Raw genomic sequence first — 16,572 nt, forward strand, 5'->3', positions numbered from 1 at the left:
AGCCACTTAGGGCAAGGAGGCCGCCTCGACCCAATCGCAACTCGTCGCGGCGAAAAGAACGCCTGGCTTAATCACCGACTTCTTCAACACAATCGGTCAGATCGCGTCATGCGACGCTCGCAACTGATCGACTGCAAGGGGTCGGAACTCGGTCGTTTTAGAGTGATTTGGGTTTTGGCGGCTAGAGCGGCCCGGCATGAGGTGGTCCGGACTGTCAACGAGGGTGTCGGCAGAGCGCGTCTCATAGGGGGGCCACAAGCCAGTGCCACCCCCGCCGCCGACAAACCCCGGCGGGCGGGTGCCTCGGGGACACGATGGTAGATTGCCAATGCGTTCGCGCGTGTGGCCTTAAGTCGCAAACTATTGGCTTCAGAAGCAGGGCGTCGGGCTTCATTGACGGTGCTACCAACACCATATGGTGATCCATAGCCCTCCAAAACGAGAGAAGCTCGCCCCGACGGGTCGCACTGCGGCCGTCAGCCGGCAATTGCTATGAACTAGGAAACCATCATGCCTGAAAATATCAGACTAACTTCGAGAGACGTCCCCCTCATTCAGCTAGGCCTCTATCAGTGCCGCTTCCCGGTGAGCGAAGACCCGTCAGTACCCGGCGGTTATCGTTTTTGTGCTGGGCCAACTTCGCCGGATCGCGCCTACTGCGATCACCACCACAACATTGTGACCGCCGTGGACCCTCGTCGAGCCCGTTCGGGTCTCCACCTCGCTCAACGACGCGCCGCGTAAGTCTGGCTGGCGGCGGCCTCCCGGCCACGCTATGCGCTCCAAGGCCTTGGCTATGACCTTTCCGTCGGCTCGGTCTGGCCCATCCTCCCTTATGCCGTCTTCGCCGATGTATCCCCCGTCGCCCGATTGAGAACGACGACTTCTCGCCGAAGCGATCGCTTCGGAATGCCGTCGTAGCCCGACCCGAAGCTCAGTGTGCTTTTGTAGAGGTCGAGGGTCCGATCCAACGTCTGGACTCCACTGGAGTGCCTGCACTCGAGAGCGATTGGCTCTCCGGCAGCCGATAAGGACCCAAATGCGCCAGAAGCCGACAATCCGCTATCGGATGCTTTCCCGTGTAGCGAACGCGAACGTCCGTTCAGGGCAGCGAGCGGCGCGACCCAATTTGCCACAGTTGCGCACCTTGCCGATGTCGATCCCGGCAGCGACGGGCAGTATTTACCTCAACGTGGGAGAAGTAGAGAGAGGACACGAGGTGCGAAAAAGCAACGCAAATACAGCTGATTAGTTACGACGTAGGTACCCTCGCAGATATGGTATTGGCCGTCTGGGGATTCCTGTACGCGGCTCCGTGGGATGTTGAAGTTATGCGGCAAGTAAATGTAACCCCCGTCGATCCTCGACTGCACCGAAGACCGAGGTACGGCGTGGCAATCAGAACCGCCGCAACAGTTGAATCTCGTCTGTGGGTCAATCTTGTCTTGGTACCAATCATGGGCGTTAGCGGATGTTGAAGCAGCGATACACACTGCCGTGAAAATGAACCTTCGCATGGCATTCCTCAAGGATTGGCAGGCGCTGCTCGTTCGAACGCCTATGTATATTAGCGTTCCCTTAAAAAGATCATTGGCCTCCGACTGACTAACGCAGCTCCAGCAAGCGACGCTCGCAACTGAAAGACCGCATTGGGTCAAATTCCGAATTTGATCTGCTGCAACATAGCTCCGACTTCCTCGCGCGCCGAGCCCGAACTGCCACCGATCCTGCCGACATTATGGCACACCTCAAGTAGAGGCTTCGTCTCGAGCACCTCGGCCCGATTCTGTTCGCGCGATAGAAGCAGCGGTTGGTGATTAAGCAGCATGGAATCGCCGAATTCATGCGCACGGTAGCGGTGCACGGCGAAGGCTGCGGAGGCCTTGGCGAGCAGAGCATCGTCGGCAAAGGCACGCAGCAGCTCGAAATGGCTTTCGCCGGGCTGGTGGACGCCTGTAAGAATCGCATCGACCACGCGAAGCGGCGTGCCGCGCGCGATGCGCCCTGTCGCAATGCGTTTTCCGGCACGCACACCGCCATCGGGATTGGCGGCTGCCTCCAGAGCGCGCACTACGCTCGTGCCGATCGCGATGATGCGGCTGCCGCGGAGCTTCGCCCGCGCGACCTGCGCTGCGGTGTGCTCGGGGATGCGGTAGGGCTCGTCGAAGGGAAGATGCGAATCGAGCGCGGGATCGCCGGTGGAAGAAACGCCCGCGGCATGCGTGAGGGTTGCGAAGCCGATATCGCGCCGACGCCAGCCCTGGAGCGTGCGCCAATCGAGCGCGAAGCCTGCTGATGGCGCTTCGAATGCGGCCGGCTCGGCTGCAATCTTTGTCCAGACATCCCACAGTGCCAACGGCTTGGGAACATGCGCGTATTGGATCGGCCGGCCGTGCCGCGCCAGTCGCGCGAGTACCGCTACGGGGTTGCCGGAGAAACGCAGCTCGAGAAGGCGAGGATGGCCCGAAAGGCGCTCGATGATGGCTTCAAGCGGGCCGAGCCGGAGGCGATCGCCTGGTGAAAATGGCGGCGGAGCCAGCCGGTCTTCCGTGCGCGTGTGGTGATCGCCTGCGCCGAAGGCAATCGCCAGGAAGTGTGTGGGATCGGGAAACGACAGCCAGCCTGCCAGGCGGATCTCGATCGCCTCGTCGCTGGGGAGATGCGTGCCGTACAAGCTGGCGGGCAAGGTGGCAGCGTCATTGGCGACGACCAGATCGCCAGGATCGAATAGTGTCGCGAGTTCAGCGCGCGGCAGGTCGCGCATCGCGCCGTCCGCCTCGACCACCAACAGCCTGGAGCGTCGATCGGGGTGGTCTGCGGCAATCATGCATGTGCCCCGGCGCGAAGCGTAGCGCCGACCGGCAACGCATCGAGCATCTTTTCGATGACCTCGGCAGCAGCGGCCTCGGGGCGTTTCAGTGTCGACGGATCGGCGTCAGCAATTGCCAGCGCGTGCAGCGGAGTGTCCATGTCGCCAGGGTCGAGCGCAAGGAGCCGTATGACGTCGGCTTTGGCCTCCTCGTCCCAGATCGCCGTCAAATGGGCAAGAGCGGCCTTGCTCGCGCCATACGCGCCCCAGCCGGGATAGGCGTTCACCGCCGCATCGCTGGAAATGTTGATCACCAGCGCGCCACGGCCGCCGCGCGCGGACGCCGCAAGCGCACCGAAAAGAGCCTTCGTCAGCCGGAACGCGCCGACCAGGTTGACGGCGAGCGCCGTTTCCAGCTCCTCGCATTCGGTATCGGCGAGTAGCGCCAGTGGGACAGGGCCGAGGCTCGAGGCATTGTTGATCAGGACGTCGAGCCCGCCGAGGTTTGCCGTGACCTGCAGCGCGATCGAGTAGGTGTCCGCCTTCTTGCCGACGTCGCCGACAATGCCGTGCGCGCCCGTCTCGTCAGCGATGCGTTCGACATTCGCGGCGGTGCGAGCGACGAAGGCCACGCACGCACCGTGCGCGGTCAGCTGCCGCACAAGCGCCATTCCGAGCCCGGAGGTGCCGCCCGTAACCGCCACGCGAAGTCCGTGAAGATCAATATTCGACTGCATTGCCGGTGCTCCTTCAAGCTTTATGGCCCCTTGCTACAAGTTCAAGTTAACTTGAAGTCAAGCGGGAATCGTGCTTTCGTTCATGCATGGATTCCATGCTGACCATCACCGACGTGTCACGGCGCAGCGGCGTCGCCTCATCGGCCCTGCGCTTCTACGAGGAGCGCGGGCTGATCGCGTCCGAGCGGGCCGGCTCAGGACACAGACGCTATCCGCGATCCGTGCTGCGCCGGATCGCCTTCATCGTCTTCGCGCAGCGAATTGGGCTGACGCTTGAGGAGATCGGCGCCGAGCTCGCCAAGTTGCCAGCCGATCGCGTGCCGTCGCGTCGGGATTGGTCGCGGTTGTCGGGCCAGTGGACTAAGCGCATCGACCAGCGCATCGCCGAGTTGCAGCGCCTGAGGTCCGGGCTTACCGAGTGCATCGGTTGCGGCTGCCTGTCGATCGACCGGTGTAGCCTTGCGAACCCTGCCGATATGGCAGGACGCAAGGGGCCGGGGCCGAGGTATTGGCTGGGGTGAGTTGGCAGCCAAGTGCGAGACGCTGCGGCCCGGTAACGTTCAGCGGCGATATTGTTCGTCGCTGACTTTCTCCCTCCACTCGACGGCCTTGCTATCAAGTGCTTGCGTCGTCCTGCCAGACGGTCGTTCCTTCTAAAACGCGGCTGCATTTCAGCGGGCCAAGCGAAATAAGGAAATACGTCGAACTGCTCCGGGTGCGGCGGTCATCAACCTCTTCAGTCCCACCCGAAACGGTTGAGAATTGGAGCCGTTGCGCGTTGGCACAGGCTGATCGGATTGATCCGGCGGTTGGGGATACCTTTCTTGCGGCAACGAAGGACGAAGATGGTGTCTAGGCCATCGGTAATGGTAGCCTGTGCAAAATTTCGCCAATCGTTGGTTGATTGCCCGAACGGTACCAAGTCCGGCATTGCCCGCGTCCTCCGATCGGTTTGGTCGGATCGGATGAGGCATTCCGGCCCGCCGACAGCCTGTGGATCGATTCGGTCTCGTGTCCGCTTCAAGGGCATCGACCCGCCTGAGTCCGCTCAGCAATTCATGTGGCCGGATGTGGCTAGCTAAAGCTAGCATCTGACGTGCAGAGTTGCCGCAAGCGTGTTTTCCGATTTCTACGTCGAAGTACCGCCGCTGCACGATGCGAGAGGCAAACCGCTTTTCTCACCTGCGCCTGCTGCCATTATCTCGTCTGTGTCATCGTCGAACAGGAAACAGACATGGGAACAGAGGATGACCTGTGTTCTACCACAGGTCAGCACGGTTCCTGAACCTGTGACCTTAGAGAGAATTGACCGCGCTCTGGATACGCTCGCCCTAGCTATCCACAAGGCTGGCAACAAAGGACGAGCGTATCTTCCGATTTACGAGCGTCTTGAACGCGAAAAGAAGAAATTGATTGCAGAGACGGGCGCTATGTTGCGCGTCCAGGAGCGGCTCAAACAATCTCGGGATCGAACGGCAAAGCAATCTTTTTGAGTTCGTCGCGTCGCCATTGCAGCGATCCGCCCGTACCATACTCTACACGCTCTATCGTATGGCCCATCAAGATTTTGCGAAGCTCACTGTCGATGCCTGCCTCTTTCATACGATCCTCGAAACTGTGCCGGAGGGAGTAAATCTTGTGCTTCGGTGTCGGGAAAAGTTTGTGTGTTTTAAAGAATTTATTCAGGTTTGCAGAAAGTGCCTCTTCACGATTGCGGTAGCGCGGAAAGCCCTGCGGATTTTTCTTAAAAACTTCCAGCGCGACACCCACCAGCGGTACATCTCGCACGGACCATTCGGTCTTGATTTCGCGGGGATCATCCGCGTCCTCCCGTGGGGCAATGCGAATATACGGAACCGGCGTGTCAAGGAAGATCACGGTCTCATCTAGATTGCATATCTCGCTTGGCCGTGCGCATATCTCGCTTGGCCGTGCGCCTGTCTCGATCAGCGCCAGTACGCAGCGACGCGCTTGAGCATCCAGGGATGCTAAAGCGCCAGGCCTCATGATCCGATTGGATATCCATTTGGGTTCGAATGACGGCCGTTTGCGGCGGCGTTTACCACGCTCCGAAAAGCGGAGGTCATCGAATGGGGTGCCTTTTTTGTTCCTCGCCCAGATGAGCAAAATAGCGCCTGTAGAGATCCCGCATGTTGCCGAGATCTCGATTGCCGGCAGACGCCGAATGTGTCGCTGGTCCGACGTCTGGCGGCGGCGCAATACGCTTGAGCCAGAACCGGTAGAAGGTCAGTCCGTCCTCACGCGTGACGTCACCGATCGGCTTATCACCAACCAGGGCAACTAAATTGTTGACGGCTCTCTGCTTTACCTTCTTCCACATTCGGCGCTGCGACTGGCTCTTACCCACGACTTCATGGGCCATGATCTCATCGGCGTAGAGATCAAAAGCTTTGGAGACTTTGACCGGTGGCACCTGCACCCAGCCGAGGAGAGCGTCGGCGACCGCGGGGGCCGCTTGAACGCGCTCCAGCGCCTCGACACGCTTTAAAATTGAATCGACATTCTGAAAGCCTGCCACCTGTCCATTTGAAAGGTAGGAAACGCCCATGGCTTCAGCCCGGCGAACGGCGTCGCGATACTGATCGAGTGCCGACCTCGTCTCGCCGCCGCAAAGGAGCACCGTCCACAGGGTCTTGTCCGCGTCTTCGAGCTTGTCGCGCATGGCACGTGCGAGGCGGCGTTCGTCCGTTCCCAGGGACTTGCGAATGAATCTGCCGCGATCGTCTATGCCGACCATCTTGGCGGGCATTCGCCGATGATAATAGAAAATTCCGTCGCGCTGGACGAGGTAGCGATCCGGGTCTCTGGCGGGCTCTGCGACGGCCTCTTTTCGCATGGGCCAAACTCGTGATGTATCTCAATTCGTATCGCAGATTGAGGCTAGAACGCCAAGGGGCCACCACAAGGGGCGCTCTGCCCAACTGACGTTTCAATGCGCAGTTCACGAATTTGATGGTGCGGTCGAGAAGACTCGAACTTCCACGGGTTGCCCCACAGCGACCTCAACGCTGCGCGTCTACCAATTCCGCCACGACCGCACGTGGTAGGAGCCGGAACGAACCGGCCCGCGGCGTGTAGCAAATCGTTTCCGGTGAAACAAGTGCGCGGCCAGCAATAATCGGCCGGACATCGGCATAAGTCTTCAAAGGGCCGAACGCGCCCGGAACTGGACGTTTGTACCGATTGCCGCCATATGAGTGGCGAGACGAGATATCATGACAGAACGCAGCCAGATCGCCACGTCGTTCCTGCCCTCGCCCGGCTCGGCGCCGGTCGAATGGTGCATCGAGCCCGGGCTCACCGCCTATCCCGATGCGCTCGCAGTGATGGAGGCGCGCGCCGAGGCAATCCGCAGCGGCGCCGCCGGCGAGATGGTCTGGCTGGTCGAGCATCCGCCGCTCTACAGCGCCGGCACCAGCGCCAGCATCGCGGACCTGATCGAGCCGGACCGCTTCCCGGTCTTTGCCGCCGGGCGCGGCGGCGAATACACCTATCACGGGCCGGGCCAGCGCGTCGCCTATGTGATGCTCGACCTGAAGCGGCGGCGCGAGGATGTCCGCGCCTTCGTCGCGGCACTCGAACAATGGATCATCGGCACGCTCGCCGTCTTCAACGTGCGCGGCGAACGCCGCGAGGACCGCGTCGGCGTCTGGGTGGTGCGGCCGGATCGCCCCACACTGCCCGACGGCTCAGCGGCCGAGGACAAGATCGCCGCCATCGGCATCAGGCTGAGGCGCTGGGTGAGCTTCCACGGCATCGCCATCAATGTCGAGCCGGACCTTAGCCATTTCAGCGGCATCGTGCCGTGCGGCGTCCAGGATCACGGCGTCACCAGCCTTGTCGATCTCGGCCTTCCGGTGACCATGGCCGACCTCGACTTGGCGCTGAAATCCGCTTTCGAGGACGTGTTCGGCCCCGCCGTGGTGTCGCCCGTCGAAGCCGCCCGCAGGGCCGGCTGAAACACTCGTCCAACAGCTGCGCCAAGGTTCAAAGGTGTCCCTCGATCATCAGCGTCGAGCCACATCTTTCAGCGATCCTCACATCGCGCCGATCCAGATCGCCATGGAAATGAGGAACGTGCTCATGCACACCAGCGAGACAACATCCTGAACAAGATCGGTCATAACTCTCTCCTGTTGTTAGTATGTTCGTATTTTGTTCTAATTTTGTTCGAATGTCAACGGCCGGAATCCGCGGATGACCGGAATTGCGCGCGGTCAATTCGGCAGGGTTAAGTAAGGGTTGAGAGGGAGATTGCCGATCCGTTCGCGCCGAGAGAGCGCACGGAAAACGGCGGGACAGCTTGCGCCAGTTCACAAGCCGGCATCACCTGAATATCGATATACCCTAAAGCGGCACGACCTTGCCGTCGGCCAGCGTCACGCGGCGGTCCATGCGCGAGGCAAGCTCGTGATTGTGGGTGGCGATCAGCGCCGCCAGGCCCGATTGCCGGACCAGCGCTGCCAGCGCCTCGAACACATAGGAAGCAGTCACCGGGTCGAGATTGCCGGTCGGCTCGTCGGCCAAAAGCACCAGCGGCGCATTGGCGACCGCACGGGCTATGGCGACGCGCTGCTGCTCGCCACCGGAGAGCTCGGAAGGGCGATGCTGCGCCCGCTTGCCGATCTGCATATAGTCGAGCAATTGCGCCGCCCGCTCGGCCGCCTCCTTGCGCGGCAACCCTTTTATCAGCTGCGGCATCATGATGTTTTCCAGCGCCGAGAATTCAGGCAGCAGATGATGGAACTGATAGACGAAGCCGACGTCGTTGCGGCGGATCGCCGTACGCTCGTCGTCGGAAAGCCGGCCGCAGGCACGGCCCGCCAGGATCACGTCGCCGGCGTCCGGCCGTTCCAGTAGCCCGGCGGTGTGCAGCAGCGTCGACTTGCCGGTGCCTGACGGCGCCACCAGTGCCACCATCTCGCCGCGCTTCAGCGAAAAATCGGCGCCGTTCAGAATGGTCAGCTTGCGTGGCCCCTGGACATAGTGCCGCTCGACGCTCTTCAGCTCGATAATGGCCTCGGCCATCATTCATACCTCAGTGCTTCGACCGGATCGAGCCTGGCCGCGCGCCACGCCGGAAACAGCGTCGCCAGGAACGACAGCGCCAGCGCCATGAGAACGACGGAGATCGTTTCGCTGGCATCCATGCGGGCCGGCAGCTGGCTAAGGAAATAAAGCTCGGGATTGAACAACCGCTCGTTGGCCAGCCAGGAGAAGAACTGGCGGATGCGCTCGACATTGAGGCAGATCAAGATGCCGAGCAGCACGCCGGCGATGGTGCCCACAACGCCGATCGCAGCCCCTGTCATCAGGAAGATGCGCAGGATCGCGCTACGCGTGGCGCCCATGGTACGCAGGATGGCGATGTCGTGGCCCTTGTCCTTCACCAGCATGATCAGGCCCGAGATGATGTTGAGCGCCGCCACCAGCACGATCAGCGTCAGGATCATGAACATGACGTTGCGCTCGACCTGCAGCGCGTCGAAGAACGTCTTGTTGCGTTGCCGCCAATCGACAAGGCTGATCGGCCGCTGCGCCGCCTCTTCGACCTTCGGCTTCAGCGCGTCGATATCGTCGGGATTGTCGGCGTAGATCTCGATCGTCTGCGCCCGGCCGTCCATGTTGAAATAAAGCTGCGCTTCCGAAAACGGCATGTAGACGATGGAGCTGTCATATTCCGACATGCCGACCTCGAAGATCGCCGTAACCGGATAGCCTTTCATGCGCGGTGTCGTGCCAAGCGGCGTGATGTCGCCCTCGGGCGAGATCAGCGTGATCGTATCGCCGAGCACAAGGCCGAGATTCTCGGCCATGCGGCTGCCGATGGCGACGCCCTCGCCGGTATCGAAGCCGACAATCGAGCCTTCCTTGATGTTGTTGGCGACGATCGTGATCTTGCCGAGATCCTCGCCGCGTATGCCGCGCACCAGCGCGCCTGACCCGCCGCCGACATTGCCTTGCGCCAGCACCTGTCCATCGATCAGCGGAATGGCGTATTTGACGCCGGGCAGGCCGTTGATGCGGCCGGCGACCTGGGCGTAGTCCTCCAGCGGCATGTCGAGCGGCTGCACGATCAGATGGCCGTTGACGCCGAGAATGCGCGTCAGCAGCTCGGCGCGAAAGCCGTTCATGACGGCCATGACGACGATCAGCGTGGCGACGCCCAGCATGATGCCGAGGAAGGAGATCGAGGCGATGACCGAGATCACCGTCTCCTTGCGGCGCGAGCGCAGATAGCGCCACGCCACCATGCGCTCGAAGCCGGAAAAAGGTCCCGCGGCCGAAGGTTTCGCTGCTGCCGCTTCGCTCATACGGTGGCACCGAAACGCTTTTTCACATCGCCGATCGGCAGCGTCTCGCGCTCGCCGGTCCTGCGGTTCTTAATCTCGATCTCGCCGGCTGCCACACCCCGCGGCCCGACGATCACCTGCCAGGGAAGACCGATCAGGTCGGCGGTGGCGAACTTGCCGCCCGGCCGCTGGTCGGTGTCGTCGTAGAGCACCTCCTTGCCGGCGGCGGCAAAGGCGGCATGCAGCTCGCCGCAGACGCGGTCGCATTCGGCATCGCCCGCCTTCATGTTGATCAGGCCGATATCGAACGGCGCAACCGCTTGCGGCCAGATGATGCCGTTATCGTCATGGCTGGCTTCGATGATCGCCGCGACCAGCCGCGACGGGCCGATGCCGTAGGAACCTCCAGAGACAAAATGATCCTTGCCGTCCGGACCGGTCACCTTGGCGCCCATCGGCTTGGAATATTTGTCGCCGAAATGGAAGATATGGCCGACCTCGATGCCGCGCGCCGAGACCCGGTCGCTCGCGGGCACCTTCTCCCACGCCGCCTCGTCATGCATCTCGTCGGTGGCGGCATAGGGCGTCGTCCACTGCTCGACGATGCCGCCGATCTCGGCGTCGTTCGAAAAATCGGTGTTCGCGCCGGGCACTGCCAGCGAAAGATAATCGCGGTGGCAAAACACCTCGCTCTCGCCGGTGTCGGCCAGGATGATGAACTCATGGCTGAGGTCGCCGCCGATCGGCCCAGTGTCGGCGCGCATCGGGATCGCCTGCAGCCCCATGCGCGTAAACGTCCTGAGATAGGACACGAACATGCGGTTATAGGCGGCCTTGGCGCCTTCATAATCGAGGTCGAAGGAATAGGCGTCCTTCATCAGGAACTCGCGCGAACGCATGACGCCGAAGCGCGGGCGCACCTCGTCGCGAAACTTCCACTGGATGTGATAGAGGTTGAGCGGCAGATCCTTGTAGGACTTGACGTAGGAACGGAAGATCTCGGTGACCATCTCCTCGTTGGTCGGCCCATAGAGCATATCGCGGTCTTGCCGGTCCTTGATGCGTAGCATCTCCTTGCCATAATCTTCATAGCGGCCGCTTTCGCGCCACAGCTCGGCCGATTGGATGGTCGGCATCAGGATTTCGAGCGCGCCGGCGCGGTTCTGCTCTTCGCGAATGATCCGGCAGACCTTGTCCAGCACCCGCTTGCCGAGCGGCAGCCAAGAAAAGCTGCCCTGCCCCTGCTGGCGGATCATGCCGGCGCGCAGCATCAGCCGATGCGAGACAATCTCGGCCTCGCGCGGATTTTCTTTGAGGATGGGCAGGAAATAGCGCGACAAACGCATGGACTGATCCGTGAGAGAGGATGGCGGCGCCGGAATCGGCGCGGCGCAGGCTTGCTTGCCCCGGCTTCATAGCCATTTCATGGCGGAATGGAAACCCGGCCCAGGCGCTGCACAGGCGCCGCAATTGCCGCACACGGCTTGCTGGACGTTTCGCAAGCAACGCCTGCCGTACTATTGTGCAGTGCAGCACGAGATTGCCTGTTTCCGGGCAAAATTCTTCGTGACATTTTCACCCGCCTTAGGCTAGTGTGCCCCGATAACCGAGAGGGCGGAGAAAAATCTGCCCTCCTACGCGGTCAAAGTCTTGGGAGGATGCGATCTAGGCGCGGTAACTCGCTGCCGCCGGACACCGGAAACAGATCGGACGCGTTTAAATTGCAAGGCCTCGCGCCTTGCATTTTTTTTGTGCAATCATTTGGTTAGCGCGACAGATTGCCAAACTACATGACGTTGCGTCAGCCCAAACCCGGCCTCCGGCCTTTACTTGGGTTGACCTTGATGGCTCAGCTTGATTTCAGGGCGTCGGCGTAGGCCTTGGACAGCCGGACATCGGGTAGCCGGCTAATGTGCGGGGCTCTGGTTGAAATCCGGCACGATGTGCGGGATGTCGTCGATGCCGAGACCGAGCCCTCTCGTGATGCCGTAGAAGATGCCCATGAGGACCAGCGTGGCGATCGTCGTGCGCAGCGCGGCGCGCAGCATATGCGGTCCGCGCGGTGCACTCGGAACCGTGCCAAGCGTCACGTCCTGGTCCTCGTCCTGCGTCCTCATGCTGAACGGCAGGACTGCGAACAGCACCACCCACCATGTGGCGAAGAACAGGGCGACAAACGAAACCCAGCTCATGCTTGCTCCAGTTCGACCAGCGTGCCGAAGAAATCCTTGGGGTGCAAAAACAGCACCGGCTTGCCATGCGCTCCGGTCTTCGGATTGCCGTCGCCTAGCACCCGCGCGCCGCTGGCTTTGAGACGGTCGCGCGCCGCAAGAATATCATCCACCTCATAGCAGACATGGTGCATGCCGCCGGACGGATTCTTCTCAAGGAATGCCGCGATCGGCGAACCTTCGCCGAGCGGCTCGAGCAACTCGATCTTGGTGTTGCCGACATCGACGAACACCACCGTCACGCCATGGTCCGGCAGCGCCTGCGGCGCGGTCACCCGGGCGCCAAGCGTATCGCGATAGGCCGCCGTCGCCGCGGTCAGATCCGGCACGGCAAGCGCGACATGATTGAGGCGTCCGAGCATAAGGGCTCCAGGTCTGGGGTAGTGAGTAGTGAATGGTGAATGGAATATTGCGCATTGCAAAACCGCTAACCCACAACAGCCTGCTCACTACTTGTTATTCACTATTCACTACCTCGTCACAAACACCGTCACCAGCGGCTTCTTGCCCCAGGCCTCGTTGGCCGCGCCGCGCACTGCGCGCCGCACCGCCTCCTGGACCAAGTCGAGGTCTTTTCGGCGCTGGCGGGGTATGGAGTCCACAGCGCCGATTGCCGCATCGATCATCAGGTCTTCCAGGCTCTCGCCGCCGGCATCGGCCTCGGCCACGCCGATGGCGACGAGATCGGGATCGCCGGCGAGTTCGTATTTGTCGTCGAGCACGACATTGACGGCGACATGGCCGGCGAAGGACAGCTTGCGACGGTCGCGAATGCCCATCGCCTGGTCGGTGCCGATCAGCCGGCCGTCCTTGTAGATGCGGCCGAACGGCACCTGGTCGATAATCGCGGCAGCACCTGGATAGAGCCTGAGCATGTCGCCGTCGCGCACCTGCGCCACCTGGCCGATGCCGGACGTCGACATCAGCGAGCCCTGCGCCACCAGATGCGCCGCCTCCCCATGCACGGGAACGCCGATCTGCGGCCGCACCCATTCATACATCTTGCGCAATTCGCTGCGGCGCGGATGGCCGGAGACATGCACCAGCGCATCGCCGTCCTCGATGATCTTCACGCCGAGATCGATCAGGCGGTTCTTGATCTCGAGGATCGCCTTCTCGTTGCCGGGAATGGTGCGCGAGGAAAACACCACCGTGTCGCCGGCCGTCAGCGCCACCGACTTCATCTCGTCGCGCGACAGCTTGGCAAGTGCGGCAAGCGGCTCGCCCTGGCTGCCGGTGCAGATGATGACGAGGTTTTCGCGCGGAATGAAGCCGTAATCCTCCTCGGCGATGAATTCCGGCAACCCGTCCATATAACCGAGTTCATCAGCCACATCGATGACGCGCTTCATGGAGCGGCCAAGTACCAGGCACTGGCGGCCGGCATCCCGCGCTGCCTTGGCGATGGAGACGATGCGCCCGACATTGGAGGAGAAGCTGGTGATGGCGACACGGCCCTTGGCATTCTGGATCACACCCTTGAGGCCCTCGCCCACCGCCACTTCCGACGGTGAGTCCCCTTCCCGCAGCGCGTTGGTGGAATCGCAGATCAGCGCCAGCACGCCCTTGTCGCCATAGGCGCGGAAGCGTGCCTCGTCGGTCATCGGCCCCACCGTCGGCGCCGGATCGATCTTCCAGTCGCCGGTATGGATGACGACGCCGACCGGCGTGGTGACCGCCAGCGACATCGGTTCGGGAATGGAGTGCGCGACGGGGATGGCTTCGATCTCGAACGGGCCGACGGTGAATTTCTCGCCAGCCCGGTAGATCGTCACCGGGATCTTCGGTGCCCCTTGCTCGCCCTGCCGCTTGGCTTCCAGCAGGCCGGCGCTGAACGGCGTCATCCAGACCGGCGCCTTGAGCTTCGGCCAGATGTCGTGCAGCGCGCCGTAATGGTCCTCATGCGCATGGGTAATGACGATGCCGCGCAGATTGGCGAGGTTCTCCTCGATGAAACGCGTGTCGGGCAGCACCAGGTCGACGCCGGGCAGGGTGGCATCGGGAAAGGTAACGCCGACATCGACGACGATCCATTCGCGCGCATTGGCCGGCCCATAGCCGTAGAGGGCGAAGTTCATGCCGATCTCGCCGACGCCGCCGAGCGGCACGAAGACAAGTTCGGCGTTTTCCGCTTTCGCCATGATCTTTCCTTCCTTGCCGGTCAAAATCTTGGGCCGTCAAATTCAAGCTGGTCAAATATTGGCCAGTCAAACGCCGGCCGATGCAACCGCGCCGAAATGCACGTCGCCGGCGGCAATCGTCAGAACCGAACCTTGATCGTCGCGGATCACGAAACGGCAGTCCTCGTCAATGGTCTCGAAGGTGCCGCGCACCACATTACCGTCAATTCTGACAGCAACCTGCCCGCCAAGCCCCGCCGCACGCGCCAGCCAGCGCCGCCTGACGGCGGCAAGCCCACGTCCTTCGTTCCACAGCCGGGCATTCTCGCTCCATGCATCCGACAGCGCCAGAAACAGCGTCTCGGCATCGCAAGCAGACCCCAGCGCGTTGAGCGACGTCGCTGGATAGGGCAAATCCTTGGGATAAGCCACCACATTGACGCCGATACCGACGGCCACCGCGGACTTGCTGCCATCGAGCATCGCCGATTCCAGCAGGATGCCGGCAAGCTTGGCGCCGGAAGCGAGCACGTCGTTCGGCCATTTTAGCTCGAAGCGGTTCTTGCCTTGGCTCGCGCCGTCGAGGCCGATTGCGATCCTGTCCTTAGGCACGACGGCGTCGAGCGCGTCGGCCAGCGCCAGTCCGGCAACGAAGCCGAGCGTAGCGGCGAGACGAAGCTCGGCATCGGTGATCACCCGCAGTGTCGCCGCCAGATTGCCCTCGGGCGTCGCCCAGGCGCGCCCACGGCGTCCACGCCCGCTTTCCTGTTTTTTCGATACGACCCAGAGTTTCCCCGGGTCACCGGCCCGCGCGTGCTCCAGCGCCAGCGCATTGGTGGAGCCGACCGTGTCGTGCGCCTCGAGCCGGAACCCTTCCGACGCCGCGGTTGGAGCCAGCCTGAACGTCATTCCGTCAGAAGAAGGTCTTGGCTGCGGCAGCGGCATACGTGCCGATCGGGCCGCCGATCAGCACGTAGAACAGCACGAAGGCGCCACAGAGGCCGAGCACGACCCGCAACTCGGTTGCCATCGGCACGAAGCCGCCGACCGGTTCGTCGAACCACATGATCTTGATGATGCGCAGATAATAATAGGCGCCCACCACCGAGGCCAGCACGCCGATAATCGCCAACGCGTAGAGATTGGCATTGATGGCGGCAAGGAATACGTACCACTTCCCCCAGAAGCCGGCGAGCGGCGGGATGCCGGCCAGCGAGAACATCAGGATGGTGAGGATGGTCGCCATGATCGGATTGGTCGCCGACAGGCCGGCGAGATCGCTGATCTGCTCGACATTGCCTTCCTTGCGCCGCATGGCGAGGATGAAGGCGAAGGTACCGAGCGTCATCACCAGGTAGATCAACATGTAGATGGCGACGCCGCGCACGCCGTCCTGGCTGTTGGCGGCAAGACCGACCAGCGCATAACCCATATGGCCGATGGAGGAATAGGCCATCAGCCGCTTGATGTTGGTCTGGCCGATCGCCGCGAAGGCGCCGAGGGCCATCGAGGCGATCGAGATGAAGACGATGATCTGCTGCCAGTCGGAGGCGATCGGCTTGAACGCCCCCATAGTGACGCGCACCATCAGCGCCATCGCCGCCATTTTGGGTGCCGCCGCCAGAAAAGCCGTCACCGGCGTCGGCGCGCCCTCATAGACGTCGGGCGTCCACATATGGAACGGCACCGCCGAGATCTTGAAGGCAAGGCCGGCCAGCACAAAGACCAGGCCGAAGACGAGGCCAAGCTGGCGCTCGCCGCCGCCCAGCGCCGTGGCGATCTCATGGAAGCCGGTGTTGCCGGTGTAGCCGTAGACCAGCGAGATGCCATAAAGCAGCATGCCCGACGACAGCGCGCCAAGCACAAAATACTTCAGGCCGGCCTCGGTCGAGCGCAGATTGTCGCGGTTGATCGCCGCCAGCACGTAGATCGCCAGCGATTGCAACTCGAGGCCGAGATAGAGCCCGATCATGCCGTTGGCCGAGATCATCAGCATCATGCCGAGCGTGCAAAGCAGGACCAGCACCGGATATTCGAACTTGTCGAAATGCTCCGCCTGGGCGAAGCGGACGGACATGACCAGCGTCACCGCCGAGCCGATCAGCGCCAGCATCTTCATGAAGCGGGAGAACGGATCCTGGACGAAGGCCTCGCCATAGGCATTGCCTTGCCCCGGGGAAAAGATCAGCCAGGCGCCGGCGATCACCAGCACGGCGACGGCAAGGCCGCTCACCGTGACGGTGGTGTTGGCGCGCGAATAGGCGCCGAGCATCAACAGCGCCAGCGCGCCGGCAGCGAGGATCAGCTCCGGCGTCGAGAGCGAAAGGCTGGAGAAAAGGTCCGCCGTCATGGTTCGCTAAA

Annotated in this window: 16 protein-coding genes and 1 tRNA gene; 3 read left to right on the plus strand and 14 right to left on the minus strand. The window is 62.1% G+C overall.

Features of this window, described 5'->3' with window-relative positions; genetic code table 11:
- The first annotated feature begins 510 nt into the window (after positions 1–510).
- On the plus strand, positions 511–744 hold the full coding sequence (locus tag NKJ08_RS18750) for a GcrA family cell cycle regulator (RefSeq protein WP_352530957.1): 234 nt from the start codon (positions 511–513) through the stop codon (positions 742–744).
- 910 nt (positions 745–1,654) lie between these two features.
- On the opposite strand, the gene NKJ08_RS18755 is transcribed toward NKJ08_RS18750, so the two are convergent.
- Together NKJ08_RS18755 and NKJ08_RS18760 are read right to left on the minus strand one after the other, a co-directional pair.
- On the minus strand, positions 1,655–2,827 hold the full coding sequence (locus tag NKJ08_RS18755; protein WP_352782617.1) for an S-adenosylmethionine:tRNA ribosyltransferase-isomerase: 1,173 nt from the start codon (positions 2,825–2,827) through the stop codon (positions 1,655–1,657).
- A complete protein-coding gene (locus NKJ08_RS18760) occupies positions 2,824–3,546 on the minus strand; it encodes an SDR family NAD(P)-dependent oxidoreductase (protein ID WP_352782619.1) in 723 nt (240 codons plus the stop codon). Before NKJ08_RS18760 ends, NKJ08_RS18755 begins: the two co-directional genes overlap by 4 nt.
- An 86-nt stretch (positions 3,547–3,632) precedes the next feature.
- Here NKJ08_RS18760 and soxR point away from each other — a divergent pair, with 86 nt between their 5' ends.
- A complete protein-coding gene (gene soxR, locus NKJ08_RS18765) occupies positions 3,633–4,067 on the plus strand; it encodes a redox-sensitive transcriptional activator SoxR (protein ID WP_127862987.1) in 435 nt (144 codons plus the stop codon).
- A 215-nt stretch (positions 4,068–4,282) separates the two neighbouring features.
- Here soxR and NKJ08_RS18770 read toward each other — a convergent pair whose 3' ends face one another.
- The 4 genes from NKJ08_RS18770 to NKJ08_RS18785 form a co-directional block, all read right to left on the minus strand.
- Positions 4,283–4,477, minus strand: a complete 195-nt coding sequence (locus NKJ08_RS18770) for a hypothetical protein (protein ID WP_352782621.1) — start codon at positions 4,475–4,477, stop codon at positions 4,283–4,285.
- A gap of 521 nt (positions 4,478–4,998) precedes the next feature.
- Complete coding sequence (locus NKJ08_RS18775) at positions 4,999–5,673, minus strand: site-specific integrase (RefSeq protein ID WP_352782690.1); 675 nt, start codon at positions 5,671–5,673, stop codon at positions 4,999–5,001.
- Positions 5,630–6,403 (minus strand): DUF6538 domain-containing protein, encoded by a 774-nt coding sequence (locus NKJ08_RS18780; RefSeq protein ID WP_352782623.1) that lies wholly within the window; start codon positions 6,401–6,403, stop codon positions 5,630–5,632. The genes NKJ08_RS18775 and NKJ08_RS18780 overlap by 44 nt, the downstream gene beginning before the upstream one ends.
- A gap of 117 nt (positions 6,404–6,520) precedes the next feature.
- Positions 6,521–6,605: transfer RNA gene (locus NKJ08_RS18785), tRNA-Leu, on the minus strand.
- A 177-nt stretch (positions 6,606–6,782) separates the two neighbouring features.
- Between NKJ08_RS18785 and lipB the strand changes: the two genes are divergently transcribed.
- Positions 6,783–7,526, plus strand: coding sequence for a lipoyl(octanoyl) transferase LipB (gene lipB / locus NKJ08_RS18790; protein WP_352782625.1), 744 nt, complete (start codon positions 6,783–6,785; stop codon positions 7,524–7,526).
- A 388-nt stretch (positions 7,527–7,914) separates the two neighbouring features.
- Here the strand turns inward: lipB and NKJ08_RS18795 are convergent, their stop codons facing one another.
- From NKJ08_RS18795 to nuoN, 8 genes are all read right to left on the minus strand, one after another.
- Positions 7,915–8,598: an ABC transporter ATP-binding protein gene (locus tag NKJ08_RS18795; RefSeq protein WP_254818120.1), complete on the minus strand. Its 684-nt coding sequence runs from the start codon at positions 8,596–8,598 to the stop codon at positions 7,915–7,917.
- Positions 8,595–9,881: a lipoprotein-releasing ABC transporter permease subunit gene (locus NKJ08_RS18800; RefSeq protein ID WP_352776653.1), complete on the minus strand. Its 1,287-nt coding sequence runs from the start codon at positions 9,879–9,881 to the stop codon at positions 8,595–8,597. The genes NKJ08_RS18795 and NKJ08_RS18800 overlap by 4 nt, the downstream gene beginning before the upstream one ends.
- Positions 9,878–11,206 (minus strand): proline--tRNA ligase, encoded by a 1,329-nt coding sequence (proS, locus tag NKJ08_RS18805; protein ID WP_352776652.1) that lies wholly within the window; start codon positions 11,204–11,206, stop codon positions 9,878–9,880. Before proS ends, NKJ08_RS18800 begins: the two co-directional genes overlap by 4 nt.
- A gap of 561 nt (positions 11,207–11,767) precedes the next feature.
- On the minus strand, positions 11,768–12,052 hold the full coding sequence (locus NKJ08_RS18810; RefSeq protein WP_292663027.1) for a DUF1467 family protein: 285 nt from the start codon (positions 12,050–12,052) through the stop codon (positions 11,768–11,770).
- Positions 12,049–12,453 carry a methylmalonyl-CoA epimerase gene (gene mce / locus NKJ08_RS18815; RefSeq protein ID WP_352524469.1) on the minus strand — a complete coding sequence of 135 codons (405 nt, stop codon included), beginning with the start codon at positions 12,451–12,453 and terminating at the stop codon, positions 12,049–12,051. Before mce ends, NKJ08_RS18810 begins: the two co-directional genes overlap by 4 nt.
- Before the next feature lie 108 nt (positions 12,454–12,561).
- Complete coding sequence (locus NKJ08_RS18820; protein ID WP_352524468.1) at positions 12,562–14,232, minus strand: ribonuclease J; 1,671 nt, start codon at positions 14,230–14,232, stop codon at positions 12,562–12,564.
- A 66-nt stretch (positions 14,233–14,298) separates the two neighbouring features.
- On the minus strand, positions 14,299–15,120 hold the full coding sequence (locus NKJ08_RS18825; RefSeq protein ID WP_352782629.1) for a biotin--[acetyl-CoA-carboxylase] ligase: 822 nt from the start codon (positions 15,118–15,120) through the stop codon (positions 14,299–14,301).
- 4 nt (positions 15,121–15,124) lie between these two features.
- Complete coding sequence (gene nuoN / locus NKJ08_RS18830; protein WP_352524465.1) at positions 15,125–16,561, minus strand: NADH-quinone oxidoreductase subunit NuoN; 1,437 nt, start codon at positions 16,559–16,561, stop codon at positions 15,125–15,127.
- Positions 16,562–16,572 lie beyond the last annotated feature (11 nt).

This window comes from Mesorhizobium sp. M0244 (genome assembly GCF_040321795.1).
In the GTDB taxonomy this organism is placed as follows: Bacteria; Pseudomonadota; Alphaproteobacteria; order Rhizobiales; family Rhizobiaceae; genus Mesorhizobium.